The organism is Microcoleus sp. N9_B4, from assembly GCF_036701635.1.
Lineage (GTDB): Bacteria > Cyanobacteriota > Cyanobacteriia > Cyanobacteriales > Microcoleaceae > Microcoleus.
This window is the reverse complement of sequence record NZ_JAUBRC010000007.1, coordinates 127,708-154,090: the sequence shown is the minus strand read 5'-3', so window position 1 is coordinate 154,090 and position 26,383 is coordinate 127,708. Positions and strand designations below refer to the sequence as shown.

The following is a 26,383-nucleotide window of genomic DNA, read 5'->3' as shown; positions in this document are numbered from 1 at the left end:
GCTAACAGCACATTAAACAAAGTGAAAAGACTCTATTGAGTCAGTTTCAACTGAAATATTTCACCCTTCTCGCTTAACAGGCTTTTCGACCTGTTCCACAAAAAGTAAGTGAATTTTCTTGTGGGGTGGGCATGAGATCCCGCCCGTGAAAGGGTTATTGCAACTGGTGCAAGATATCAGTTCCAACGAGTTATTGCGATCGAAAGTACGATCGCTAGCAACCTCAACTCAATGCCTCAATCTTTCACCGCTACATCAGATCGAGCTTATAATCTTCATCCCTAGAAGGAAACACTAGGTATTTGTTTTTTTCTTGATTGTGGAAATTACACTTGTATCACAATAGGATTACCCCTATCTGTTTGTTATGGAAATAGATCGTGTGCCATTTCTGAATCGCCTCCGGCGCACCATGTCCTCTGCGGAAGCTTGGGGGTTTAGTGTGGTTGGATATCTGATGTGGTTTAACTTAGCGCCGTTGATGCAAGCAGAAATTGGCTCTGCATCGCTGTTGGTCTGGATTCCTGGTGTGATCGTCGGAATTCTGTTTAACCTTCAAGTTCAGAGTTTGGGTGAGAAATATCCAGATGTATCTGGGGGAACACCAAATTACATCACGCGATTGCTCCATCGTTACCCTGCCCTTTCCCGCTACTTGGGGATTGCCTACTTCTTGGGGTGGGTTTCCTTTCCGCCCATTAATGCGATCGTCATCACAGATTTGATCCAATTCCATTTAGAACCGATGGGGCTGAATATTCCAGAAAAAGTGTTTGAGATCGGTTTTACTGCGATCACTTACTTTTTAGCATTCAGTGGCACCCGCGCCGTCGCCATTCTGCACCTCTTTTTTATCTTTCCTTCGATCGGCTTTTTACTCCTCTTCTGCGTTCAGGGTTTAGGCTGGCTTGCCTTGGAGCCCCAAAGCCCCGGACTCTTGCCCAGCAGCATTGATGCCATCAGTGTCAAGGACTGGCTGAAATGGTACTTGTTTGCCGCTTATAGCTTCTATGGCTGTGACACAGCTTCATCCTTTGTAGCAGACAGTCTCCACCCAAAAGACACCCTCAAGGCCCTGTCTTGGGTTGCCTGGTTCATGCCTCTGGTGTTTGTCGGTGGCACTTTAGTGTTGGTGCAGTTGGCAGCCACTCCCGATTTAGAAGGCAATTTGTACGGCAAATTCCTGGTGGCTGCCAAGCCTTTCTGGGGAGACGCTGCCCCTGTCATAGTCACATTGCTGGTTGCGGCTAGCTGTTTGTTGGGATCTGCGACTAGCGTTTGCAATACGCCTCGCATCCTTTTTCAACTCGCGCAGGATGGACTGTTGTCTCCTGTGTTTGGCGCAGTGTCCCGTCGAGGTTCCCTAGAACCCGCGCTGCTGCTAACCTTTATCTGTAGTTTAGGATTTTTAATATGGGGCAACACCACTCGAATTGTCGTGGTGTCAGGGGTGAGTTTTTTCATTTCTATCATGGGGTTGCACTTGGGGCTGTGGATGCAGCGCAACGATCCAGTCGTGCGTTGGGGGCGACTATCCTTAGCATTGCTGGTGGTGGAGTTCATTTCCCTGGTGGTGGGTGGTGTTGCCTGGGGATGGATGGATTTTGGTATCGGGTTGCTGTTGCCGTTAGCAGTGATCGCGATCGACGCTGCAATTGGGTGGATTCCTTGGGCACCTTTGCACTTACCGTGGTGGGATCGACTCCATACCAAGCCAGTAACTCCTCCTAAAAACGAAGATTTTATAGTGTTTCAGGTTGCAATTTTGATTGCGCTGATTTGTGGTACAGCGACGATCAGTTGGCTGATCAGATCCTGGCTGCGGGTAGAAGCCGGAACTAACAATCCCTATCTGCTGATTATTGTGTTGATGACGCTGGCATTTGTGGGAGTGGCAATTGCTTGCTGGACAAGTCTGCCCCAGGTTGCTGCGATCGAAGAACTAGCAATCTCCTCGACTGCACAAGCTAAAGAACTGGAGACGACCCTAAACGAACTGAAAAAAGCTCAGATGCAAGTTATCCAAAGCGAAAAAATGTCTAGCTTGGGACAGTTGGTTGCGGGAATTGCCCATGAAATCAATAATCCGGTCAACTTCATCCACGGTAATCTTACTCACCTGGACGAATATACCCAAAATCTGCTGCAGATGATCGAACTCTATCAACAGCGCCATCCCAGCAACGATCCAGACGTGCAAGCAATGGCAGAGGAAATCGATTTGGAATTCCTCACTGAAGATATCCAAAAGATAATTTCATCTATCAGGGTAGGAACCGAGCGAATTCGCGGTATTGTCGTCTCGTTGCGAAACTTTTCTCGTATGGATGAAGCAGACTTCAAAAATGTTGATATTCATGAGGGAATTGAAAGTACATTGCTGATTTTGCAACACCGGCTCAAAGATAAACCAGAGTGTCCAGCCGTGGTAGTAATCAAAGACTATGACACATTGCCGAAGGTGGAATGTTTCCCCGGACAACTCAATCAGGTATTCATGAATATTTTGGTTAATGCCCTGGATGCCCTAGATGAGATGAATACCGAACGCTCCTATCAGGAGCTTAAAGACACCGCGAACCAAATTAAGATTCGGACTTCTGTGATCGACAATCAATGGGTGGAGGTTGCGATCGCTGACAACGGAATCGGTATGCCAGACCCAGTGAAGCAGCGCATTTTTGACCCCTTTTTTACTACCAAAGCGATCGGTAAAGGTACGGGTTTGGGAATGTCGATTAGTTATCAAATCATTACTGAAAAACATCGCGGTAAAATCAAGTGTTTTTCTACACCTGGCTCAGGCACTGAGTTTGTAATTCAGATCCCCATTCGGCAACAGATAATTTCACCATTCCAGATCCCTGCTGAATCTTAAGCAATTTTAGTTCGCCAGACTGGAAACTAAAAGAGCGATCGAGCTTGAAGAGAAGGGCGATCGATCTACGGTTAAATATTAGTTTGTAGTTTTGGGCAACAATTGATTTAGCGCACCGCACAAGTATCGCTTCACGGTATCCCTACTTGCGCCCACGCCGCTGGGAATGGTAAAGATCATCTCGACAGTTAAGAGATTTCCGTCGGCTGAGGCAAAAACATCGATCGGCAAAGCACGCTGAAATGCTGTTGCGGGATTTTCAGCTTTCATTACACCTGCGCTCACATCGGTGCTGATAGTTTTGATGCTCTCGCGGGCCAAAATGGGTCGTAATTGGGAAAATGCTTTCTCTACGGATAACCCTTCAACCTGAACGCGCGCCGAAAAGGCGGCACCATTGAAAAAGTCTCCCTTTTTTTGAAAGCTTTCTTCGCAGGTTGCGGCAACAGCGGGGGTGGCTAAACACATGAGAGCTAGAGTCAAGAAGAGCGATCGCATATTAATTGAGTTATCAGAATGAAACAATCATCAACATAATGATGAGTCATCAAGGGATGGTTTGGCAAGTGATGCGGGTACCTTCGATGGTTTTTAGGATGAGTTGCAGTTTGGTTAGTATTCCCTTTAATTTTACCAAGACTCTAAAAACTCTTCAGCGGTTAAGTTAAGTTGTGCGACGGCAAATAACCCTGAACTGCTACATAATTATCTGGATCGCGAATTGCATCTCGAACATCTGTTGATAACTGTCACCACTGATGAACCATAAAAAGATGTGCGTATCTAGCAGAATCTTCATTTACCTTCAAATGCACTGAGGATATCTTCCGGCAAAGGAGCGTCGAAATCATCTGGAACGGTAAACTCGCCTGCACACAAACCGAATGGTCGTAATTGCTTGTGGCTAGAAATAGGTCTTAGTTCGGCGATCGGCTTATCTGCAAGCAGGATAACAAAAGTTGCACCTGCTTCCACTTGACGCAGATACTTTGAAGGATCGCGCTGAATTTCGTCAACTGTCACGTTCAACATAAAAATGCCTCAGTATAAAGCTCAAAAGCAGTTTCATGGTCTTTCTCAACAACCGCAGTGAACGTTCTCATAAAGTTAAACTAAAGTAGATGAAATAACCATTATAACTGAGATAGCAACCTGTCGTACTCTGCGTGTGAACCAACCCAAAACCAAATCACAGTATCTCCATCCAACTGACCAACGGCTCGATAGTTGTTGCTGATTCTAGCAGAGTAGATTGGTAACTCTGGATGCACTTTTTTGAAACGCAGACTTGGATAACTTGGGTTTTCCTTGAACAGGCGATATGCTTCGCGTGTTTGCTCTTGAACTTGTTTTGGCAGTGCCGCAAAAGATTTACGGAATTCGGCTGTAGTACGGGACTTCACAATGTTTCTGGATCGAGTTCTTGGGTTTTACCTGCGTGATACTCAGCCATTGCGGAGGCTGCAAGTTTAGCAAGAACATCGGGAGAACTAGCAAATGCTCGATCCCATCTTAGATCGTCTTGAAGTTCTTCCAAAATCATTGAAGCGATCGCATCTTGTTCACTTGCAGACAAGGTTTTCAACTTAGCGATCGCACGCTCAAGTAACTCAGTCATAGTTGGCACACTCTTACAATAAAAATGGCATCTTATCTATTATCGCTTCTTCCTGGCAAATCGATATTTAGAAAACGGAGCTATCTACGCCGTAAATTCTGGGAAATATTTGTCTAAAAAGTCCATAACCTTTTGAAAGTGGAGAATTCCTTCCTCTGCGCTTAGTGTCCCATACTCTTGGTCTCGATATCCAAGTTTCCAATTATTGGGGTTTTCTAGATAAACCTGTGCATAATCTGTTCCATGCCTGCGATCTAACCACCATAATGCTCCAATAGCCCATAATTGATCGTACTGTCGATCACCAACGGGTAAGTAGGTGTCGAGATACGATCGCAAAACTCTTACCGACTCAGCACCGCCAAAACGAGCTAATGCAAAACAATGAAATTGTCCTGCATAACAAGTTTGACTTGGAATCAGCAAAGTTTCAATTTTATTGAGATGTTGGGAAAAGCGCCCAATTCCACAAAGCCAACTTGCAGTAATTGTATGCCTCCAACAACCGTTATACATCTGGATCAGTTCTTTGTCAGTTACTTCATATAAAGCAACTCTTGTCGAGTTCACAAACGCATCTACATCTTTGCCAATCCCTAAAAAGTTACCATGTAAAACCTTGAGATAAAGTGGCTTGACATAATGCTCTCGAATATAGTCTGTCATTCTCTTTGAGTATGAAATTGTTAAGACTAAACATCTCAAAGATAACATCATCGCAAATTGATGTAAAACTCTAATAGACAAGCTTCAGAAAAAAAAATAGAAAACCCCAAACCAGATTTGAGAATGGTTTGGGGGTTTTCTTCCTAAATCTCGTTCAAATTACAACTTGCTCGGCTCGATCGCCGGAGCACGCAGAGACACAGTTTTATCCGCAGCAGCCTTAGCCACAAGCGAAGGCACAGAATCGCGCAACTTTGCAGTCAACTGTACAGTAGTCGCATCGTAAACCTGAGTCAGCATCTTCGGATACAAACCAATACCAATAATCGGCACTAACAGAGCCGCAATAATAAACACTTCTCGCGGTTCCGCATCCACCAATTCCTCGTGATCGGACAATTCCTTATTCTCAGGCCCGTAGAAGATTTCACGCAGCATCGACAGCAGATAAATCGGAGTCAAAATCACCCCGACAGCAGCTAGAAATACCACACAAACCTTAAACACCGGATTGTAAGCATCGCTGGTTGCAAAACCCACAAATACCATCAATTCTGCTACAAAACCGCTCATTCCCGGCAAAGCCAAAGAAGCCATAGAACAAGCAGTCCACATGGCAAAAACCTTACGCATTTTCTGCCCGACACCGCCCATTTCGTCGAGCATGAGGGTGTGAGTGCGATCGTAAGTGCAACCCACCATAAAGAACAAACTCGCCCCGATTAAACCGTGCGAAACCATTTGCAGCATTGCACCGCTAATTCCCAAATCGGTAAACGAAGCTATCCCAATCAACACAAACCCCATGTGCGAAATCGAAGAATAAGCAATTTTCCGCTTCAAATTGCGCTGAGCAAAAGAAGTTAAGGCTGCGTAAACAATGTTAACCACACCCAAAATTACTAAGAGGGGTGCGAAGGTAGCGTGAGCATCGGGGAGCATTCCCGCATTCATCCGCAGTAAAGCATAGCCGCCCATTTTTAGCAGAATTCCTGCTAGCAACATGTGGGCGGGTGCGGTTGCTTCGCCGTGAGCGTCAGGAAGCCAAGTGTGGAGGGGAAAAATTGGCAGTTTGACGCCGTAGGCTATTAAGAAACCTGCGTACAGAAGCAATTCTATATTGGGGGCGAAGTCTTTAAGCGCGATCGCCCGCATATCGAAAGTCACCGTATCGCCGTAAAACGCCATCGTCAGCGCGCCCAGCAAAATAAACAGCGAACCGCCTGCAGTGTATAGGATAAACTTAGTTGCTGCGTAGAGTCGCTTCTTGCCGCCCCAGATTGACAAAATCAGGTAAATCGGGACTAATTCCAGTTCCCAAACTAGGAAAAACAGCAACATATCCTGTACGGCAAAAACTGCGATTTGGCCGCCGTACATTGTCAGCATCAAAAAGTAAAATAGCTTCGGTTTAAATGTGACCGGCCAAGCAGCTAAAGTAGCCAGCGTAGTAATAAAACCAGTCAGCAAAATCAGCGGCATCGATAAACCGTCAGCACCCACCGACCAATTCAAATCGAGTTGCTGCACCCAAGTATAGCTTTCTACCAGTTGCAAATCTGGATTACTGAAGTCGTACTGAGTGTAAAAAGCGTAAACAAGTAGGGCAAAATCGATCAAACCGACAATTAGGGCATACCACCGCACCGTCTTGCCATCCTTATCGGGAATTAAAGGAATCAGCAAGGACGCAGCAATGGGAAACAGAATTGTTGTTGTTAACCAGGGAAAGTTAGCTGTATCCATTGCGTTTTAAAATGATCCATCAGTTATTAGGTTTAAACACCTTTTTGCAATTTTAGCCTAAATTTTATACTTTCTTTAGACAGAACAATTTTTTTGGCTATTATTTGGACAAATTATGCGATCGCAACAGTTAAATTTAATGAAAGATTTATTTCTATTTGCTAATTGTCAATTGTGAGTTCTTGAGCTAATACCCGTTCTTAAAACATCTTCTGGTGGGAAATGGCATTGCCCATTGGTGTCAACTTAAGCCGATGATCTGCAATTCCACGAGTCCGCCAGGGGTTGAAACCCCTGGCTAATAGCGAAAGTCCTCTGAAGAGGACTAATAGATATCTCCAAAAAAGCCAGTATTGAACAGGCAAGATGCCTGTTCCACAATAAGAGGTTTAAGGATTTCTTCAGTCCTCATAGCGAGGACTTTAGCTTTGAGACAGGGAATTCATTCCCTGTCGGACTGTCGGACTATCGGTTTTACCTGTTGGTTGACACTCATAGACAAGGCAGTGTCCCTACCGATTTAACTGACTCCAGAAACGATCGCAAAACCCAGAACTGCGACAAACACAATCAGGGCGTAAAATTGAGCGCGACCGCTCTCAAAGTATTTCAAACCTTCGCCGCTAACCAGGGTGATAAACCCTGTTAAGTTGACGACACCATCGACGACTCGCAAATCCACTTCCATGACTTGCCGCGCTAAACGGCGGCTGCCTTTGACAAAGAGAAAATCGTTGATATCGTCGAGATACCACTTGTTGAGGGAGAACTCGTAAAGCGGTTTGATTTTTTGGGCGATCGCACTTGCGTCAATTTTACGGCTCAAATACATCAGAGAAGCCAAAGTAATGCCCAGCAGAGCAATACCTACAGAGCTTCCGCCCATAATCAAAAATTCCGTCAAATTGAACTCAGCAGCGTGTTCCAAAACTTCTTCCAGAGACTCGCCTGGAGCGCGAACAAACTGCTCGAAATAATTGGCAAACGGCGTACCGAGAAAACCAATGAACACAGAAGGTACTGCCAGCAACACTAACGGCAGAGCCATTGTCAGAGGAGATTCGTGAGGCAAATGGTCGTGCTCATCGTGACTGTCGCCAGTTGATGCCAATTCCTTAACGTTCATCGCTCCGGGGCCAAAAACAACACCGGGTTGCAAGAGTTGCCGCTTGATGGCGCTGTCATTGCCCCGGAATTCGCCCTCAAAGGTGCTGAAATACATTCGGAACATATAAAACGCGGTCATCCCGGCCGTCAACCAGCTAACAGCCCACAAAGCGGGATTTGCTGCGAAGGCGCTGGCGAGGATTTCGTCTTTTGACCAAAAACCAGCAAACGGCGGAATTCCGCAGATTGCCAAATTTCCGATTAAAAAGCAAGAAGCGGTAATCGGCATATATTTCCGCAAGCCGCCCATGACTCGCATATCTTGAGCGAGTGCGGGGTTGTGGCCTACAACTGCTTCCATACCGTGAATGACTGAACCTGAACACAGGAACAGCATTGCTTTGAAATAAGCGTGAGTCATCAAGTGGAAAAGTCCGGCACTGTAAGCGCCGACGCCCATTGCCATCACCATGTAGCCGAGTTGGGAGATGGTGGAGTAGGCTAAGCCTTTTTTGATGTCATTTTGGGTAATCGCGATCGAAGCACCCATAAATGCCGTAAAACAGCCGGTGCAAGCGATCAAATTCATGACAGCCGGCAGCCCTTCAAACACCGGGTACATCCGAGCGATCAGGAATACGCCGGCGGCTACCATTGTCGCGGCGTGGATTAAGGCCGAAATCGGTGTCGGGCCTTCCATTGCGTCTGGCAGCCAGACGTGGAGGGGGAATTGAGCGGATTTGGCGGCTGGCCCCAAAAATATGAGGACACCGAATATCGTCGCCAGAGTCGCGCTGAGGGCGCCGGATTCGACTAAGGAGTGCAGGCGTTCGCCCATCACCTCAAATTCAAAGCTGCCGGTGGCCCAGTAAATGCCGAGGATGCCCAGCAGTAGGCCGAAGTCGCCGACGCGGTTGGTGACAAAAGCTTTTTGGCAAGCGTCAGCAGCGGGTTTGCGATCGTACCAAAATCCGACTAGCAGGTACGAACACATACCTACGAGTTCCCAGAAAATGTAAATCTGAACGATGTTCGGGCTGATTACCAGACCCAACATCGAGGCGCTGAAGATGCTCAGGTAGGCGTAAAAACGCACGTACCCGTCATCGTGAGCCATGTAGCCGTCGGTGTAAATCATCACCAAAAAGGCGACCGTAGTGACGATCGCCAGCATCACCGCCGTCAGCGGGTCGATGATATAGCCCATATTCAGCGAGAAGTCGCCAGCAGAAGCCCACTGAATAGTGCGGGTGTAGGGTGCGTGGCCCTGTAGTTGACTCCACAGCAATGCGAAGGATAGTACCATTGACCCTCCGAGTGCGGACACGATTAATATCGCATTCGCTTGTCGGAGTTTGTTGGTTGCCTGGTTAAAGGTGATTAAGCCGAGACCTACTAGCATTGCGCCTGCCAGTGGCAGGACAGGAATCAGCCAAGCATATTGATAAAGCAGTTCCATGACTGATAGGTAGTTTAAAGTTTCTACTAGATATTGCCAAAACTGTAAACAATTGTGACACACGCCTGCGCGACCCGGCATAAATACTTGTTGTAATTCTCAAGCGTTGTCGATCGACAACGCTTGAGACCTACTGCCTATTTTCCCGATCGAGCCCATCGATCTAGTTCGCCTTAAATCTATGCCCAAATATAGACTGACAAATCGAGCTTAGACGGAAAGAAATCAAGAAACCTGGTTTTTTAACCGATACCCTGGCGCTTCACACTATATTTTTGTAAAAAACACTGTTTCTGCGTTCAGGACTGCGACATTTGGCGCTCAGGTGGCCGATCGACAAATGAGGAATTGCTTCTGCTTTCTACCTAAAAGCCGAATAACTTGCAGCCGTTACCTGTTAACTGCTTCTGGTTGCAGGCGTTGAGTTTGGGAAGAAAGTTGAGTGACCAGCATCCAGGAATCCAGAGTCCGCCGCAGTTCCTCGCGTCCTTGGTAGTCTTCCAATCTAAATCGAACTTTATCGCCCTCAAACAAAATCAGCGTGGGCAGACTTGTCAGCCGATAAGTGTGGGCTAACTTGAAACATTGATCAGCATTCACCGCTACGAGCTTGACTTTTTCTGCCCACTGTGCCTCAAAAGTCTTAAGCGTGGGATCGATCGCGCGGCACAAACCGCACCAAGGAGCCGAAAAGTGAACTAAAACGGGGGTAGAGGCTTGAAACACCTCTTGTGCAAAAGTGCGTTCGCTAACCGACAACACCATGAGCCCTCAAAATTTAATAATTTTTTTCTATCCTAGGGATCATGCTACCAGTATATGTTCCTAGTGACACGCATCAAAAAAGGATGAATTTCCCACAGCAAACCAGTAAAAATGACTACACCTACGTAGGAAGGGCGCAGAAACTCAAGCAAATCAAGGGTTTGACGCTTTTGTAGGATTGCCAAAAAAGGCATGATTGAGGTTCGAGATTTGATGGTTTCAAAGGATTCTCCAAAACGAGCCTGAAGCCGCCTGTCGCCGTGCCACACTCCGAACAGGTGGTGAAGTACCAAACCGATGGAAGTGACGAGGGTAAAGCTAGTGCCAATCCACAGGGTGTGGGCCACGCACCAAATCACTTGTCCCACCATTTGCGGGTGACGGGTGATGCGAATGATGCCAGTTTCGTAGAGGTGAACTTGGGGCTTTTGGACGGCGGCAATTTCTAGGAGGTTGAAAGTTGCTGGGTAAAGAAACAGAAAGGAAATTGCCGAAAGTATCCAAACTGCCGGTTTAACTCCGGGTAATCCCTGTACTTGCCAAAGCTGTACCCCGTCGTAGCGGTGGTTGAAAAAGTAGACAATCAGAATGACGGCTAGCGGCAAACTGACAAGGGCAAACAAAACGCGATAAAGTCTCGGCCCGATCAGCTTTTCACCTTTGGGCCGGAGGGCTGCTAAACCGCTGTGGGCGATCGCAAAAACCAGTAACAGGCCCAGAATAACTAAGTGGGAGTCGAGCGCCAAGTCGATCGTCATTGCAAATATTAAGAAAAGTTATTGATTCTCGGCCAATTTGTGTCACAAAGTATCTATGGGAGCATTCAGCGGTTATCAGTCAGTTAACTGTTCACTGTTCGCTGTTGACTGTTGACTGTTCGCTGTTCGCTGTTGACTGTTCGCTGTTGACTGTTCGCTGTTTGCTGTTCGCTGCCTACAGTCAACCGTCAACCGTCAACTGACAACTGACAACTGACAACTGACAATTTAGATATATGTCTGACCTTCCTTTCACTTTAGACCAGTTACGCATTCTCAAGGCGATCGCCTCTGAAGGAAGCTTCAAACGCGCCGCGGACAGCCTCTATGTATCCCAGCCAGCAGTTAGCTTGCAGGTGCAAAACTTAGAGAGACAATTGGACGTGCCGCTGTTTGACCGGGGGGGGCGGCGGGCTCAACTGACCGAAGCCGGACACCTGCTGCTGAGTTACGGGGAGAAAATTTTATCGCTTTGCCAGGAAACTTGTCGAGCTCTGGAAGACTTGCAAAATCTTCAAGGCGGTACTTTGATCGTCGGCGCTTCTCAAACAACGGGAACCTATTTGCTGCCCCGGATGATTGGGATGTTTCGCCAAAAGTACCCGGATGTAGCGGTACAACTTCACGTTCACTCGACCCGCCGCACGGCGTGGAGTGTGGCCAACGGGCAAATCGATTTGGCAATTGTTGGCGGAGAAATTCCTACCGAACTTGTAGAAGCTTTAGAAATTGTTCCTTACGCTGAGGACGAACTGGCTCTGATTCTCCCTCCATCTCACCCGATGGTACAACAAGAAACTATCCAAAAAGAAGACCTTTACAAATTGCAGTTTATATCTCTCGATTCGCAGTCTACGATCCGCAAAGTAATCGATCAGGTACTGACTCGCTGCGGCATAGACACGCGCCGCTTGAAAATAGAGATGGAACTAAATTCGATCGAAGCAATTAAAAATGCTGTTCAGTCGGGGCTGGGAGCTGCTTTTGTCTCGGTTTCGGCGATCGAAAAAGAGTTGCTCATGGGCGTCTTGCACAAATCTCAAATGGACGAAGTTCTGGTAACTCGCATTTTGTCGCTGATTTACAACCCCAACCGCTACCGTTCTAAAGCAGCAGAGGCTTTCAGCAATGAAATTTTGCCCCAGTTTGCTACTTATTCCACCATCCTGGAGAAGAAAGAACCCCCAGCGCTCGATTTGGGATTCATAGAAATAGCAACTCCCAACTCGGCGGGAAGTTAATCTCTTAGGTCGCTGGCAGTTAGCAGTTCGCGGTTAGTTGAGAAATTGGAATCTGATTTAACAATCACTTTTTCTTCCCTCTTCCCTCTTCCTTCTTCCCTCTTCCTTCTTCCTTCTTCCTTCTTCCCTCTTCTTCTTAGCAAACAAAAATGGAAGTTTACTGCACCCGCCCGGGCTGCCCGCGCCCTCAAAACTATTTTCCCGACCTCGATGACAGTTCGCTGCTGAAAACCGTGCAGCAAAAGTTTTGCACGACTTGCGGGATGCCCCTGATTTTGGGCGGGCGCTATTTGCCCGTGAGGTTGTTGGGTCAAGGCGGTTTTGGGGCGGCATTTTTGGCCAGAGACCGCTATACTCCGGCGATGCGGCAGTGCGTTGCTAAACTTTTGCAGCCATCGGTAAGTCTGACTCCGCCCCAGCTAAAAATTGCTCAAACTCTGTTTGAACGGGAAGCGGCGGTGCTGGAAGAACTGGGAAACGAACATTCCCAAATTCCGAGTTTGCTGGCTTTTTTTGAGCTGACTGTTACGAGTTTGCAGCCGGGAAAAAACGATCAGTTTTTCTATCTGGTTCAAGAATTTATTGACGGTACAAATTTGGAGGATGAAGTAGCTGTTAAAGGCAGGTTTTCAGAGGCGGAAACGGTAGAGGTGCTGCGGGAAATTTTGAAGGTTCTCGATTTTGTGCACTCTCGCGGTTCGATTCACCGGGATATTAAACCTGCTAATATTATGCGGGGTAAAAACGGTCGGCTTTACTTATTAGACTTTGGGGCTGTTAAACAAGTAACACAAAGTGTTGGGAGTGCAAAAGCTTCGACTGGTATTTATTCTTTGGGTTATGCTCCGCCAGAACAGATGAGCGGGCAAGAAGTTTATCCGGCAACGGATTTGTATGCTTTGGCTGTGACTTGTATTACTTTGCTGAGTGGTTTGCAGCCGACGGAGCTTTTTGATAGTTACAGAAATGAGTGGAATTGGCATTCGCGGGTGCAGGTAAGTTCGCGTTTGGCTCACGTTCTCGATCGAATGTTATTATCAGCTCCCAGCCAGCGTTTTCAATCTGCGAGTGAGGTGGAAGCGGCTCTGATGTCTCGGCCTCAACAAAATTCTCAACCACCTACAGTAGTGGTGGCGCCGCCTCCGATACCTCTTCAACCAACTCTGCCTCCTCCTGTACGGGTTCCTGCAACACCTCCAGGAGGGCTGCAACCTTCGCAAAGAGCGACTTTTTCGATTTGGGAGGTTTTGTCGGGGGCGGCGTTTACGGGTTTTGAGGCGGGGGTGCTGGCGATCGCCCTGACGAGTTTGCTGCCCTCTCCTGGCTTGAGTATCGGATTGTTGGGGATGATTGTGGCGGGTTTGATTTACGGGCAGTACCGCAGGGCGATCGAACAAACTGAGATGTTGATTATTGGTGCAGGTACTGTGGCTTTGCTGTGGTTTTTCCCGGTTTTACAGACGGCGGCAGTTGCGATTTATCCGAATTCTGCTATCACTGGCGTGTTGTTTGTGGGATGGTTGGGTGCTTTGGGTGCGATCGCTGGCACAGCTATTTTTCGCTTGATTTATAAGTTACTTTCAAACGTTTTTTAATGTAATAGTCGTCTCCAGAAAAGCCTGTTTTGAACAGGCATCTTGCCTGTTCCACAATAATTATGGGAGCTCTCTAATTTAAAATGCAGACTCAGAAGTCTATCTACCCGAATTGGGTGATTGCTTGGGGCCCAGAAGCCCGATCGCACCCTGCAACTTGGGAAACTTCCGGTTTTGCCATAATCGGAGCTGAACCCACCTTCAGCCCCAATCAGCGATTTGTGCTGGTAGGTGACTGCAGCTTCGATCGCACCCCCATGCTCAAACAACAGATTGACACAGATGGATTGACCGATTTGGCGATCGTCGCGCGGCTGTGGGAACAGTCGGGGATTGAAACTCTGAAATTGCTGTCAGGACAATTTGCTCTTGCTGTGTGGGATCGAGACGAGCAAACCTTGTGTCTGGGGCGCGATCGCGTTGGAGCCAAAACCCTCTATTACACCCGTGCAGGAACGACTCGCTGGATTGCGCCTCGACTGCGATCGCTCAATCCATATCACGATCGAGAACTTGATTTAGTTGCTTTGCGCGACTACTTGTGCTGTGCGTTTGTACCCGGATCACAAACGCTGTGGGAAGCGGTGCGAGAGTTGCGGCCCGGTAGCTACCTGTACTTACCGGATGTTGAGGTGCAGAGATACTGGCAGCCACAGGAGCAAATTACTAACGCCGATCGCCCTTTGGAATGGCATAGTCAACAAGTGCGATCGCTTTTGGAACAACTGGTGCAGGAAGCGCTACCAGCGGGCGAACCAGTCGCAGCATATCTTTCGGGCGGGATTGATTCAAGTTGCGTCACGGCGATCGCCACAAGGCTGCACGATCGTCCGGTACACACTTTTTCGATGCACTTTGGCGCTCAATATCCCAGCGAGATTGAATTTGCCAACCTCGTCGCAGCACATTGTGGCACTGAGCACCACGTTTTGGAAGTTTCGCCGCAGCAAATTTGGGAGTTGCTGCCGGAAACGCTGGCGGCGATGGATGATCCGGTGGGGGAAGGCTTGACGGTTCCCAATTTGCTGTTGGGGCGATCGGCAAAGCAATTCGCAGACGTGGTACTGAATGGCGAAGGCGGCGATCCGTGCTTTGGCGGGCCGAAAAATAAGCCGATGCTGCTGAATAGTTTGTATGGTTCAATTCAGGGTAAACCAGATCCGATCGCAGCTTATTTGACTTCGTTTCAAAAATGCTATGTGGATTTGCCGCGTTTGCTGAAGCCGGAGGTTTGGGAAAAGGTGAAGAATGCGCCTTCCGTCTTTGCTGAGGAATTGCAACAGACAGAAACGACGTTTTTGAATCGGCTGATGCGGCTCAACATTGAGTTTAAAGGAGCCGATTACATTTTGACCAAGGTGAATAATCTCACGGCTGCGGCGGGATTGGAAGCTCGATCGCCCCTATTCGATGCGCGGATGGTGGCGCTGAGTTTGCAAATTCCGCCAGAATATAAGCTTTCGGGCGCGCAGGAAAAAGCGGTTCTCAAGGCTGCTGTGGCGGATTTGCTGCCCGATGTCATTGTCAACCGTCCGAAAAGCGGGATGGTGATGTCGATGCAGCAGTGGTTTTTGAGGGATTGGCAGCGGCAAGCGCGATCGTTGCTGCTGAATCGTCATGCGGCGATCGCGCCTTACCTCGATCGAACACTAATCCGCGAGTGGCTAAACTATCGTGGGGAAGTTTTTCCCCGCTATGGGCTGAAGCTGTGGCTGCTGGTGACGCTGGAAATTTGGTTACAAGGGAATCGCCGTTAATTACCCCAAATTAGGACAGGGCGCTGTGCCATTCGTCGTGTCAACTTCAGCAGTTGACGCCCAAATTTGTCGATCGACAGTGGCATTTTCCCTATGCGGTTTTCGCTCTTTTTTATATAGCAATCCTCGCATCATTTGTGAATTTCTTACTCCCTCCCCAAGGCATCGGGTAGGGTTGGGGTGGGGTAAAAATTTTACGACTCCTGCAAGGATTGCTATAGCTTTCCTGCGATGATTATGGGATGTTTGGTTTCACGCTTTTTTAATTCGCAAACAGTCTCTTGAAATCGCCCGCAATTCTCAATCGCCCGCGATTCTTCAACCCGCAAATTTAAGCATCCGCAATTTTAGCCCCCAATTTCAAGCACTATTTTACCAGTTACTGAGCCTGTTTCTAACAGTTCGTGAGCGGCTTGCGCTTCTTCGAGAGGGAAAGTTTTGCTGACGTGAATTTTTAGTAAATCGCGATCGCACAAACGAGAACACTTCTGCAAAATATGAGCCTGCTGTTCCTGTTCCTCCACCAAACCTTCTAGCATCGGTGTTAACATTAATTCCAGACTAATTCTCAGATTCCGCATTCTCGCTGTTTTCAAATTCCCCAAAGCTGGATCGGGTTCCAAAATTGTTACCAAATCTCCATAAATTTTCACAGTCGGAATAGTTTGGTAAAAAGTTTCTCCCCCGACTGTATCGAAAGCCAAATCAACTCCTTGTCCTTGAGTCCAAGTCAAAACCTCATCGACAACATTGGTATTTTTGTATAAAATAACTGCATCTGCACCTAAGTGCTTGACAAAATTGGCTTTTTCCTCAGAACTAACAGTCGTGCAAACCTCTGCACCCTGCAACTTCGCCAACTGTACCGCGACGTGGCCCACACCGCCGGCACCAGCTTGAATCAGCACTTTTTGACCCGCTTGCAAGCGCCCTCGATCGTACAGCGATTCCCAAGCTGTAATTAAAACTAACGGTGCCGCCGCCGCCTCAGCAAAACTTAAAGCAGCAGGCTTGAGGGCGAGAAAGCGTTCGTCTACAACGGCAAACTCAGCATAAGTACCGATCGACCCGCCCAAACCGCCATTGCAGAAAAAAACCTCGTCTCCCACTTGGAAACTTTGCACACCAGCACCGATAGCCTCTACGACTCCAGCACCATCGCACCCCAAAACGTGAGGAGTTTTGTCGGGGTAAAAAGTGCCGCGCGATCGCAACTTAGTATCTATCGGATTGATACCCGCCGCTCGCAACCGTACCAAAACTTCAGTTTCTGTTTGTATAGTAGGGGCGGGGATATCTTGCAGTTTCAATACGGATGGGCTGCCGGGGGTTTGAAAAACGATCGCTTTCATCATGGGTGTTACACTAGATCAGATAATCCCTAGACTTTATTGTATATTGCTTAGCAAAGCAACAAAAAACTTTTCGTTTATCCCCAAATTTATGATTGTTGTTGAAAGGCATTACATAGATCGTCAGCATCAGTTTTGTAAACAGTTTGATGATTTATCATTTATGTCAAAAGAAAATCTACAATCATGGTAAACATTTATGATAAAACACTTTTTCAGTTCGGGATATAAAGTTGGTGGAACTAGAATTATCAGACAGTTGTTTGCCATCTTAAAACCTAGAGACTGCTCTCAATCATTCACTGCTAAAATTAGAAATAAAGGTCTCAAACAAGTTATTCACGATTGGGAGGATTGCCAAAATTCAAGAATAGCTTATGACCCAGATATCCCTCGATTTTCATTCCTACCCAGCATCCCCCAATACCAACATAAAATCTGTACGCGTAACTTGTTCAGTTCTGATAACCAATCCATAAAAAAAAGGGGGATAAACCCCAATCATGGACTACTTCATTTATCTCAAAGTGACATAATTTTTTATACAAAATCCCAAAATGTCATCAAGGTAAGCGTAGTTCCTGCAACAGCGCTCTACTTTTTTGAGGTTGCTAATCAAAAGCCTGTAACGTTGGTGGATTTAAATTACCACCTCAGAGCAGGTATAGATTTAGGGATTGATCACTTCGTCGCTTTGGCATCTAATAAGCCAACATTTACTCGAACTATTTATGCTAAAAAACATCTCAAATCAATTAATCAAGGTTTCAATCAACGCAGAGCATTTTTACTGTCAAATAATGACCAGGAAAAATCTACCACGCGCCAAATCCAGCAAATCACATTTAATCGAAACAAGCCTTTAGAAAACTACCTTCATCAGACCAGTAGTTTGATTATCAAGCGGTTGGAGGATGAGAAAATAATCCAGTTAATTATTGGCACAAATGTGAGGAATAAACAGAATATAAAATTACCAAAAAATCATCATGCTTTTGGCGTAATTCCTCATAGCCAGCCCATAAAATTTATTACTTACAAAACTGAGTTAGTCGGTATCAAGGTAATATTGACACAAGCATATTATACAAATAAGTGCAGATTTGGGGATTTAGAGCCTGTCGGTAAGCAAGAGTCTTACCAGGGTAAGATCGGTAAACGCGAGTGGTTTCGGTCTTGGAATGAAAGTCGAATTAATGCTGATGTGAATGCAGCGTTAAATATAATTAGAAAAGTAAACGTAAACTCACCCCCTTAGAGGAGTGCCACAATCGTATATAGCGGTTCTCAAAAAAGTGAGGTATGCCCTATGCCCTATGCCCTATGCCCTATGCCCTATGCCCTATGCCCATGAGTACCTCATCTTTCTGAGAAAGGCTATATATGTGTTTAAAATTTCACCTGTACGGGTTCAGCCTGTACGAAAAAAACCACAAAGAGTTCGGCAGTGTCAAGTATTGCCCGGTTTTTTGTGAACTGTTAACTCTCTTGTCGCCTTCACGGCGATCTGACCTTGTATTCGTTACCCATCCGTGACGATACTTAGTTATTTTTAAATAGATTGGCTTCAGATAACTACAACAATTGTCGAGCGGTGCTAATCGATGTTCGATCTAGATTTATTTTTTTACTTTGAGATTCTTGCATATCTTCTGGGATTATTGGCGACTTTAGCCGTGGTGTCCGCGATTTATCTCAAGTGGCAGCGAAGGCCATCTAGTCTACCGCTAGCCGACGAGCAACGGCAGTTGGCAGAATTAAAAACCGACGATTTATCTGGGGGATTGAAAATGCGGAAAAACTTTTTGATTTGCCCGAACTCAAATCGGTGGCCGGCAACTGACAGTTTCTTGGGTAAAGTTTTAGGTATTGGGCACGCTGTATTCTTGGCTAAGCAACAGCGCCTAACTGTGAATTCTTCGCCTATTGTGGGGCCTGGAACCTGCAAAACCCTAAGTCTGAGCATTTCGGGTTCGATGGGGGAAAATCCCGATCGCCCGAATGCCGAGAATCCTCCCAAAGTTAATGCTTTCGCGCAATTAGAGGAAGATTTGCTGGGCGAAATCCTAGCAGGTACTGAGTCGCCGGGGGGAGCAGAATTCTTTGATGCCTTAGTTTGCCACTTAGCCTCAGCACTCGGAGTTCGCACCGCCGTCGTTGCCAAATCGATTAAGTCGAAGGCACGCACCGATGCTGCTGCCGATAGATTGCAAGTTATCAGTTTTTGGATCGACGGACAGCAGCAGCCAAACTTTGAGTGCGGCACCGCCAATACTCCTGAAGCGCGGGTGCTGGAGGAGGGAATGTATTCCTGTCCCGACTACCTCTGCGAAACCTTTCCAGAAGACCGCAGACCGGTAGTTACAGGTGCGCGCAGTTTCCTGGGAGTCTTGCTGAAAAACTCTTACGGCGAACCTTTAGGCATTATTTGTATTTTTCACGATCGACCCCTGGTGGAAGCGCATCTTGCCAAATTCCGATTAATTCTCAGCATCTTTGCCGGACGGGCCGCCGCCGAATTAGAGCGGCAGCGCCTAGAAGCAGCACTGTCTACTGTAGAAGCGAAATACTGCGCCCTGGTAGAACAAATGCCCGCTGTCACCTACATTTCTCCCCTCAACCGCAAGGCTGCCAAACTTTACATCAGCCCGCAAATCGAGACTTTTCTAGGTTATTCTGTAGCTGAATGGAGAGCAGATCCCGACCTGTGGCTGAAACTCGTTCACCCAGAAGACCGTGACCGCGTGTTAGTGGAAAACGCCACACAGAAATTCACCGATGGAGAAGATATCTTCTGCGAGGGGTTGCTGGTTTCAGAATACCGCGCGATCGCCCGCAACGGTCGAGTCGTCTGGTTCCGCGATCAAGCGACTGCAGTTCGCGATGAAGCAAGCAAGTCTGTCATTCTTCAAGGCGCCATGTTTGACATCACCGAGACTAAAGTAGCTGCCAGCGCGCTGCTAGAAAGCGAATATCGCTATTACACCTTGGCAAAAATACTGCCGGTCGGGATTTTACGCGCCGACGCTGCTGGAGATTGCTTGTACGTCAATGAGCGATTTTTGGAGATGGCGGGACTGACTGCACCAAACGCACTAGGCGAAGGTTGGGCGCAAAGTTTGCATCCCGAAGACCGCGAGCGTGTTTTGAGCCAGTGGTATCGCGCTGTCACAGACAAGTCGCCCTGTAAGTTAGAGTACCGTTTTTGCAACGGTGACTTCACAACCTGGGTCTTTTGCCAAGCAGTGCCAGAAATGACGAAAAGCGGGGAAGTTCTAGGGTATCTCGGCACGTTGACCGATATCACGGATCGCAAGCAGGCAGAATTCGCGCTGCAACAGGCGGAAGAGAAATACCGCAGTATCTTTGAAAATGCGATCGAAGGCATTTTCCAGATAACGCCTGACGGGCGCTACCTCAGCGCTAACCCTGCTTTGGCGAGAATTTACGGCTACTCCTCGGCCGCCGAATTGATCGCGAATATCCAAGACATAGACCGCCAACTTTACCTCGATCCCAACCGCCGCGTCGAGTTTTTGCGCGCGATCGAAAAACAGGGTTTTGTGTCTGAGTTCGAGTCTCAAGTTTACCGCGCTGACGGCACTACTATCTGGGTTTCCGAGAACGGCCGGGCAGTTCGCGACCCTGACGGAAATTTACTTTACTACGAAGGCACTGTCGAAGATATTACCCTCCGCAAAATAGCAGAAGATAAGTTAGTACACGATGCTTTGCACGATATGCTAACCGGTTTGCCCAACCGATCTTTATTTATGGATCGCTTGGGACACGCGATCGAGCTTTCAAAACGCCGCCCCGAAATTTTGTTTGCGGTGTTGTTTATCGATCTCGATCGCTTTAAGGTTGTTAACGACAGTTTGGGGCATTTAGTGGGCGATCGGTTGCTGATTGCGATCGCGCAGCGCCTGGAAATTTGTTTGCGGGCTGGAGATACTGTTGCCCGCCTCGGCGGCGACGAATTCGCTATTTTGCTGGAAAATATCAAAAGCACCGAGGATGCGATCCAGATTGCCGAACGAGTGCAGGCGGAACTGGCAGAGCCATTTTACCTTAACGAATATCAAGTTTTTACCAGTGCTAGCATTGGGATTGTTTGTTCTGGTGTTCCTCGGTATTCAAGGGAAACCAGCAAACTGTCGAGTCCCGAAAATCTGGGAAATATCGATCGGGAAACTTCTTTGTCTTGCTTATCTTCCGACTCTCCTGTTCCCAATGTCCCGTTCCCCATGTTGTACGATCGACCTGAAGAACTGCTCCGAGATGCAGATGCTGCCATGTATCATGCTAAGGGATTGGGCAAAGCTCGCCACGAAGTTTTTGACTTAAGTATGCACACTCGCGCCGTCGCCCTTTTGCAACTGGAAAACGACCTGCGACGCGCTTTAGACTCCCAGGAATTTCAGCTTTACTATCAGCCCATCGTCTCTCTAACTAGCGGTAAAATCAGCGGTTTTGAAGCGCTGCTGCGGTGGTATCACCCGCAGCGGGGTGTCGTATCTCCTGGCGAGTTTATTTTAGTAGCTGAAGAAACTAGATTGATTATACCTATTGGCTGGTGGATGATGCGATCGGCTTGCCATCAGATCCACCAGTGGCACCAAAAATTCCCAGAAAATCCGCCTCTGACTGTCAGCGTCAACCTTTCTAATCAACAATTTAAACAACCCGATTTAATCGATCGCATTAGCGCAATTTTACAAGAAACTCAGCTTGACCCTCGCACTTTAAAGTTAGAAATTACTGAAGGCGTCATCATGGAGAATGCCGAATCTGCAGTGGCTATCCTCGCGGAACTGAAAAATTTAGAAATTCAATTATATATTGACGATTTCGGCACTGGCTATTCTTCTTTGAGCCGCCTACACACCTTTCCAACTGATGCTTTAAAAATCGATCGAGCTTTTGTCAGCCGCATGACTGAAGATGAAGGAAACGAAGCAATTGTACAGACTATTTTAATTTTAGCCAGTCATTTAGGTATGGATGTAATCGCTGAAGGCATCGAAACCAGCGAACAGCTTAATTTACTCAGGGCGCTGCAATGCGAATACGGACAAGGATACTTTTTTTCAAAGCCGATAGACAGCATCGCAGCAACACTTTTGATAGAAAGTCAACCTAAATGGTAATGAGTCAGGAGTCATTAGTCATTGGTCATCAGTCATTGGTAATTGATAATTGGCAATAAGAAGTCAAAAGTTAAAAGTTAAAACATTCTTTCTGACTAATGACTAATGACTAATGACTAATGACTCCTGACTCCTGACTTAAAGTTTCGCTTCCAAAGACTTGAGAAACTCAGTATTTACCCCCGACTCCCGCGTCAGGGCAATTTTCCCAGTACGAGCAATTTCCTTAATCCCAAATCTATTCAGAACCTGGACGATCGCCACCATTTTACCGGGATCTCCGACAACTTCCAATGTCAGCGTATCATCACCAATATCCACCACTCGCGCTCTAAAAATTTGAGCTAACTCAATTATCTCCGATCGCGTCCCGCTAGCAGCATTAACTTTCAGCAACATCAACTCCCGTTCCACACAGGGAATTTCCGTTATATCCTGAACTTTAAGCACGTTAATCAACTTGTACAGTTGCTTTGTCAACTGTTCGATAATTTGGTCATCTCCGGGTACAACCATCGTAATCCGAGACACTCCCCCTTGTTCCGCCGGGCCAACGGCCAGACTTTCAATATTAAAACCCCGACGGGCAAACAAACCAGCAATTCGAGTGAGGACACCCGCTTCATCTTCAACTAAAACCGAAAGAGTGTGTTTCATTTCTCCAAAAAGACGCATTTCGTGCAATTCTACTTTCGCTAATTCACCTTTTAGCAGAAGTGCACGCCCATTGAACCTGCCTTAGACATTTTATCGCGAGTTATTGGCCGTTCATCTGCAGGAAAAAACAATATCATTAAGCTGTCGGGGCCAGAGTCACGCCCGATCGACAATATGATCACTTATAGATCGGCGTAAATCCGCCCCCACCCGCTTATTGTTGTCGATCGCACGCACATGATCTAAGTTCTTGTGTGTACGAACCTACACAATTACTTTATCGAATAAAAACTTTTCAGGTCTTGTCGCTGACGGGGACTGAAATTTTGAGACCAATTGGTCTCAAAATTCCTTCACAGAAAAACCCGGTGTTGCAGAGATGGCATCTGGCGGCGGACTTGTTCTAGTCGATCGGGATTAATTTCTGCGATCGCCACACCCGGTTCCTCTCCAGCATCCGCCAAAACCGCGCCCCAAGGGTCTATAATCATCGCGTGACCGTGTGTTTGACGGCGGCCGTAGTGGTGTCCAGTCTGTGCCGGGGCAATCATATAACAAGTATTCTCGATCGCCCTAGCTTGCAACAAAACCTTCCAGTGATCCTTGCCAGTGTAAGCAGTAAACGCCGCCGGCACGAACAAAATATCAGCCCCCTTGTACGACAAATGCCTGTACACTTCCGGGAACCGCACGTCATAGCACACGGAAAGTCCCAGCGTCCCCAACTCCGGCGACACATAAACCGGTGGCAAATCTTCACCAGCTTTCACAGTGTTCGATTCCCTGTAAGTAATGCCGTCGGGAACATCCACATCGAACAAATGTACTTTTCTGTACCTTGCCACTTCAGTGCCGTTTGGGTCTACCAGCAAACAAGTATTGTATACCTTCCCCCCTGGAGTCGGCACGGGAAATCCGCCGCCCAGAATCGTTACCTGGAACCGTTGGGCCATTGTTTTGAGGAATTTTTCGCTTTGGAGGCCGATCGCCTCTGAAGAAGCAATCTTTTCCTCCTCTTCTCCCATAAACGAGAAATTTTCTGGTAAGGAAACTAACTCCGCACCCCGACGCACTGCCAGGTCGATTAATTCCTCTGCCTGAACCAAATTTTTTTGCAGGTCAGGCAAGCTAGTCATTTGAATTGCTGCGGCGAGATAAGACTTCATCGATTCACAATATTAGTCATTAGTCATTAGTCATTAGTCATGAGTCATTAGTCATTAGTCATTAGTCATTAGTCATTGGCAACTAATTTGATAACTAAATAGTTTATATTCTTGGCTTTTCCCATTTCTGCGCTGGTCTTGCACCAACTAATCTGGTTTGAGAGTTTTGATATTTGAGTTTTAAATTAACCTGTAACTCATAATTCAAAAATCAAAACTCTCAACTTTTACCTAGGTTTTGCAACCTAATTTCCCTCAAATCTTAAGGCATTGGATGGAAAAGCAGGTCGGGGAAAAAGCGGTTAAATTCAATTAAAGCCGCAGCTTGAATAGATATCCAAAGGATAGCCAATACTGGTGCTGTCGAAAGAAACTTGACAAAGTATTGCATGAATTCTGCTCCTGAAAATTCGAGACAGTTGGTAATTGCCGATCGGTCTAGGGCTAATTGCTAATTGCCAGTTAATTACTTAACTATTAGCTATTAACTCTTCTCCATTTCCCAATTTTAGCGGGGGGAAACAGTAATTTCGTCGTCCTTCGCAAACATTTCACCGCTGGTGATTGATGTGAGAGCTGCCAGAGGCCATAAAACGCCGCCCAGCATACATTGGATTGCCAAAGGAACGTCGATAATAATCTCTTTTTCCTCTGGGGTTGCTGATTTTTTGGTAACTTGCAGATAAGAACGGCCCACCCAACCAATCCAACCTGCGATATACAAGAACAGTATGCTAGGAATCAAAAAGTCCCCTGCTTTGCTCAAGTTGCCGTCTACGATTAAGTGCGGGTATCCTTCCGGGCCGCACATAGCTTGAGAATAGCGCTCGAATCTTGCTTTCGCAGATGCGGGGTCGCCATTGGTAGAACGTGCATTTTTAGCCAGTTCTTTGAATTCGGGAGAGTCTTTGCACGGCACTAAATTGTAAGCCGAAGCAACTGGAGCAAAACTGATCCAGACACTCAACACTAAAATTGCAGCAAACAATCGTCGCATGGAATTGTTTCCTTTTGTTACAAAACAATAAGTTTTTGTACAAGCATTTCAACTTGCCGATCTGGAATCCAGATTACCGCATTTGTTGACAGTCTAAAAGTATCCATCAGTGATGCGGCAAAACCCAATAGAATGAGGGATTCGCGTTTTCATAGGTCAATGCTGAGCTAGCAATACCGCGAGGATATTCCTTCCTTGCATCAGATGATGACCTTACCTGTCGATCGGGCAAAAATCCCTTAACAATAACCTGAGTACAGGTATAGCGGGGGACTTGCGCCGAATTAGTTAAGCTAGCAATAACTAACCTATCAAATAAAATTACCAGTTAATGGCAACCATTTTCGCAATCGAAACAAGTTGTGACGAAACAGCAGCAGCAATTGTTAAGAATCGTCAAGTTTGCAGCAATGTTGTAGCATCGCAAATTAAAATCCACGAGCAGTATGGCGGGGTAGTGCCGGAAGTGGCTTCCCGGAGTCACCTAGAAATGCTCAATCAGGTAATTGCCCAGTGTCTCGGTGAAGCAAACCTGAGTTGGTCAGAAATTGACGGCATTGCAGCGACTTGTGCCCCCGGTTTAGTAGGTGCATTGTTAGTCGGGCTGACAGCGGCGAAAAGCTTGGCAATCGTCCATCAAAAACCTTTTTTAGGCGTCCACCACCTCGAAGGGCACATCTACGCTTCTTACCTTACCGAACCCGACTTGCAGCCACCGTTTTTGTGTTTGTTAGTTTCCGGGGGACACACTAGCTTTATTTACGTCAAAGATTGTGGCGTTTATGAAACTGTAGGACACACACGCGACGACGCCGCCGGCGAAGCTTTTGATAAAGTCGCGAGACTGTTGCAGCTAGGATATCCGGGCGGGCCGCTGATTGACAAATTGGCCGCCCTTGGCAATCCCCAAGCATACCCGCTACCAGAAGGCAGAATTTCGCTGCCTGGTGGTGGCTATCATCCTTACGACAGTAGTTTTAGCGGGTTGAAAACCGCAGTTTTGCAATTAGTACAGAAACTCAAGAAACAAAATAACAATGTGGGTGCCGAAGGCATCTTGCCTGCCTCTACAATTAATGATATTGCGGCCAGCTTTCAGGAAACTGTAGCTAAGGGTTTAACAAAAAGAGCGATCGACTGTGCGGTAAATTTCGGGCTTACCACTATTGTAGTCGGCGGCGGAGTTGCAGCAAACAGCGGACTCCGAAAACACTTACAAGCAGCAGCAGCAAAACACAACTTGCGAGTATTGTTTCCCCCATTAAAATATTGTACAGACAACGCAGCAATGATTGGCTGTGCGGCGGCCGAACACTTGCAGCGAGGACACACATCGCCGCTGACTTTGGGAGCAAATTCAAGAATGGCTGTCAGCGATATTATGGAACTGTACAAGAGTCATTAGTTATTAGTCATTAGTCATCAGTTATTAGTCATTAGTTATTAGTCATTAGTCAACAGCCAACAGTCA

General features: G+C 46.9%; 22 protein-coding genes. 7 read left to right on the top strand and 15 right to left on the bottom strand.

Annotated elements, in window-relative coordinates; all coding sequences use genetic code 11:
• Window positions 1-367: 367 nt before the first annotated feature.
• Window positions 368-2,878 carry an ATP-binding protein gene (locus QUA43_RS06980; RefSeq protein WP_333372219.1) on the top strand — a complete coding sequence of 837 codons (2,511 nt, stop codon included), beginning with the start codon at window positions 368-370 and terminating at the stop codon, window positions 2,876-2,878.
• Window positions 2,879-2,956: 78 nt separating this feature from the next.
• Here the strand turns inward: QUA43_RS06980 and QUA43_RS06975 are convergent, their stop codons facing one another.
• The 9 genes from QUA43_RS06975 to QUA43_RS06935 all read right to left on the bottom strand — a co-directional run bounded on the left by QUA43_RS06975 (window position 2,957) and on the right by QUA43_RS06935 (window position 10,997).
• On the bottom strand, window positions 2,957-3,376 hold the full coding sequence (locus QUA43_RS06975) for a hypothetical protein (RefSeq protein WP_333372217.1): 420 nt from the start codon (window positions 3,374-3,376) through the stop codon (window positions 2,957-2,959).
• A gap of 297 nt (window positions 3,377-3,673) precedes the next feature.
• Window positions 3,674-3,910: a type II toxin-antitoxin system Phd/YefM family antitoxin gene (locus QUA43_RS06970; protein ID WP_333372216.1), complete on the bottom strand. Its 237-nt coding sequence runs from the start codon at window positions 3,908-3,910 to the stop codon at window positions 3,674-3,676.
• 101 nt (window positions 3,911-4,011) lie between these two features.
• Window positions 4,012-4,281: a ParE family toxin-like protein gene (locus QUA43_RS06965; RefSeq protein ID WP_333372214.1), complete on the bottom strand. Its 270-nt coding sequence runs from the start codon at window positions 4,279-4,281 to the stop codon at window positions 4,012-4,014.
• Entirely contained in the window at window positions 4,278-4,496 is a 219-nt protein-coding gene (locus tag QUA43_RS06960) for a hypothetical protein (RefSeq protein ID WP_194067340.1), read from the bottom strand. The genes QUA43_RS06965 and QUA43_RS06960 overlap by 4 nt, the downstream gene beginning before the upstream one ends.
• Window positions 4,497-4,580: 84 nt before the next feature.
• Window positions 4,581-5,162 carry a DUF6000 family protein gene (locus tag QUA43_RS06955; protein ID WP_333372212.1) on the bottom strand — a complete coding sequence of 194 codons (582 nt, stop codon included), beginning with the start codon at window positions 5,160-5,162 and terminating at the stop codon, window positions 4,581-4,583.
• A gap of 159 nt (window positions 5,163-5,321) precedes the next feature.
• Window positions 5,322-6,908: an NAD(P)H-quinone oxidoreductase subunit 4 gene (locus QUA43_RS06950; RefSeq protein WP_445299394.1), complete on the bottom strand. Its 1,587-nt coding sequence runs from the start codon at window positions 6,906-6,908 to the stop codon at window positions 5,322-5,324.
• A gap of 520 nt (window positions 6,909-7,428) precedes the next feature.
• A complete protein-coding gene (locus QUA43_RS06945) occupies window positions 7,429-9,474 on the bottom strand; it encodes an NAD(P)H-quinone oxidoreductase subunit 5 (RefSeq protein ID WP_333372277.1) in 2,046 nt (681 codons plus the stop codon).
• A gap of 390 nt (window positions 9,475-9,864) precedes the next feature.
• Entirely contained in the window at window positions 9,865-10,239 is a 375-nt protein-coding gene (locus tag QUA43_RS06940) for a thioredoxin family protein (protein ID WP_333372210.1), read from the bottom strand.
• Window positions 10,240-10,283: 44 nt separating this feature from the next.
• A complete protein-coding gene (locus QUA43_RS06935) occupies window positions 10,284-10,997 on the bottom strand; it encodes an NnrU family protein (RefSeq protein WP_333372208.1) in 714 nt (237 codons plus the stop codon).
• Between the two features lie 236 nt (window positions 10,998-11,233).
• Between QUA43_RS06935 and QUA43_RS06930 the strand changes: the two genes are divergently transcribed.
• Window positions 11,234-12,238, top strand: coding sequence for a LysR family transcriptional regulator (locus QUA43_RS06930; RefSeq protein WP_015174889.1), 1,005 nt, complete (start codon window positions 11,234-11,236; stop codon window positions 12,236-12,238).
• Here the strand turns inward: QUA43_RS06930 and QUA43_RS06925 are convergent.
• Window positions 12,235-12,381, bottom strand: coding sequence for a hypothetical protein (locus tag QUA43_RS06925; RefSeq protein WP_333372206.1), 147 nt, complete (start codon window positions 12,379-12,381; stop codon window positions 12,235-12,237). The two genes, QUA43_RS06930 and QUA43_RS06925, sit on opposite strands and share 4 nt — an antisense overlap.
• 6 nt (window positions 12,382-12,387) lie before the next feature.
• Between QUA43_RS06925 and QUA43_RS06920 the strand changes: the two genes are divergently transcribed.
• Both QUA43_RS06920 and QUA43_RS06915 read left to right on the top strand, forming a co-directional pair.
• Window positions 12,388-13,833: a serine/threonine-protein kinase gene (locus tag QUA43_RS06920; RefSeq protein WP_333372204.1), complete on the top strand. Its 1,446-nt coding sequence runs from the start codon at window positions 12,388-12,390 to the stop codon at window positions 13,831-13,833.
• Window positions 13,834-13,916: 83 nt separating this feature from the next.
• Entirely contained in the window at window positions 13,917-15,590 is a 1,674-nt protein-coding gene (locus tag QUA43_RS06915) for an asparagine synthase-related protein (RefSeq protein WP_333372202.1), read from the top strand.
• Between the two features lie 347 nt (window positions 15,591-15,937).
• Here the strand turns inward: QUA43_RS06915 and QUA43_RS06910 are convergent, their stop codons facing one another.
• Entirely contained in the window at window positions 15,938-16,942 is a 1,005-nt protein-coding gene (locus QUA43_RS06910) for a zinc-dependent alcohol dehydrogenase family protein (protein ID WP_333372275.1), read from the bottom strand.
• A 199-nt stretch (window positions 16,943-17,141) separates the two neighbouring features.
• Here QUA43_RS06910 and QUA43_RS06905 point away from each other — a divergent pair, with 199 nt between their 5' ends.
• On the top strand, window positions 17,142-18,200 hold the full coding sequence (locus QUA43_RS06905; protein ID WP_333372201.1) for a transposase: 1,059 nt from the start codon (window positions 17,142-17,144) through the stop codon (window positions 18,198-18,200).
• A 346-nt stretch (window positions 18,201-18,546) separates the two neighbouring features.
• Window positions 18,547-22,092 (top strand): EAL domain-containing protein, encoded by a 3,546-nt coding sequence (locus QUA43_RS06900; protein WP_333372199.1) that lies wholly within the window; start codon window positions 18,547-18,549, stop codon window positions 22,090-22,092.
• Window positions 22,093-22,230: 138 nt separating this feature from the next.
• Here the strand turns inward: QUA43_RS06900 and ilvN are convergent, their stop codons facing one another.
• From ilvN to QUA43_RS06880, 4 genes are all read right to left on the bottom strand, one after another.
• On the bottom strand, window positions 22,231-22,749 hold the full coding sequence (ilvN, locus tag QUA43_RS06895; RefSeq protein WP_039887977.1) for an acetolactate synthase small subunit: 519 nt from the start codon (window positions 22,747-22,749) through the stop codon (window positions 22,231-22,233).
• A gap of 353 nt (window positions 22,750-23,102) precedes the next feature.
• Entirely contained in the window at window positions 23,103-23,915 is an 813-nt protein-coding gene (locus QUA43_RS06890) for a carbon-nitrogen hydrolase family protein (RefSeq protein ID WP_333372197.1), read from the bottom strand.
• A 262-nt stretch (window positions 23,916-24,177) separates the two neighbouring features.
• Complete coding sequence (gene psaJ, locus QUA43_RS06885) at window positions 24,178-24,306, bottom strand: photosystem I reaction center subunit IX (RefSeq protein WP_333037175.1); 129 nt, start codon at window positions 24,304-24,306, stop codon at window positions 24,178-24,180.
• Window positions 24,307-24,423: 117 nt separating this feature from the next.
• On the bottom strand, window positions 24,424-24,912 hold the full coding sequence (locus QUA43_RS06880; protein WP_333372195.1) for a Photosystem I reaction center subunit III: 489 nt from the start codon (window positions 24,910-24,912) through the stop codon (window positions 24,424-24,426).
• A 331-nt stretch (window positions 24,913-25,243) separates the two neighbouring features.
• Between QUA43_RS06880 and tsaD the strand changes: the two genes are divergently transcribed.
• Window positions 25,244-26,317, top strand: a complete 1,074-nt coding sequence (gene tsaD / locus QUA43_RS06875; RefSeq protein ID WP_333372193.1) for a tRNA (adenosine(37)-N6)-threonylcarbamoyltransferase complex transferase subunit TsaD — start codon at window positions 25,244-25,246, stop codon at window positions 26,315-26,317.
• The last annotated feature ends 66 nt before the right edge of the window (window positions 26,318-26,383 follow it).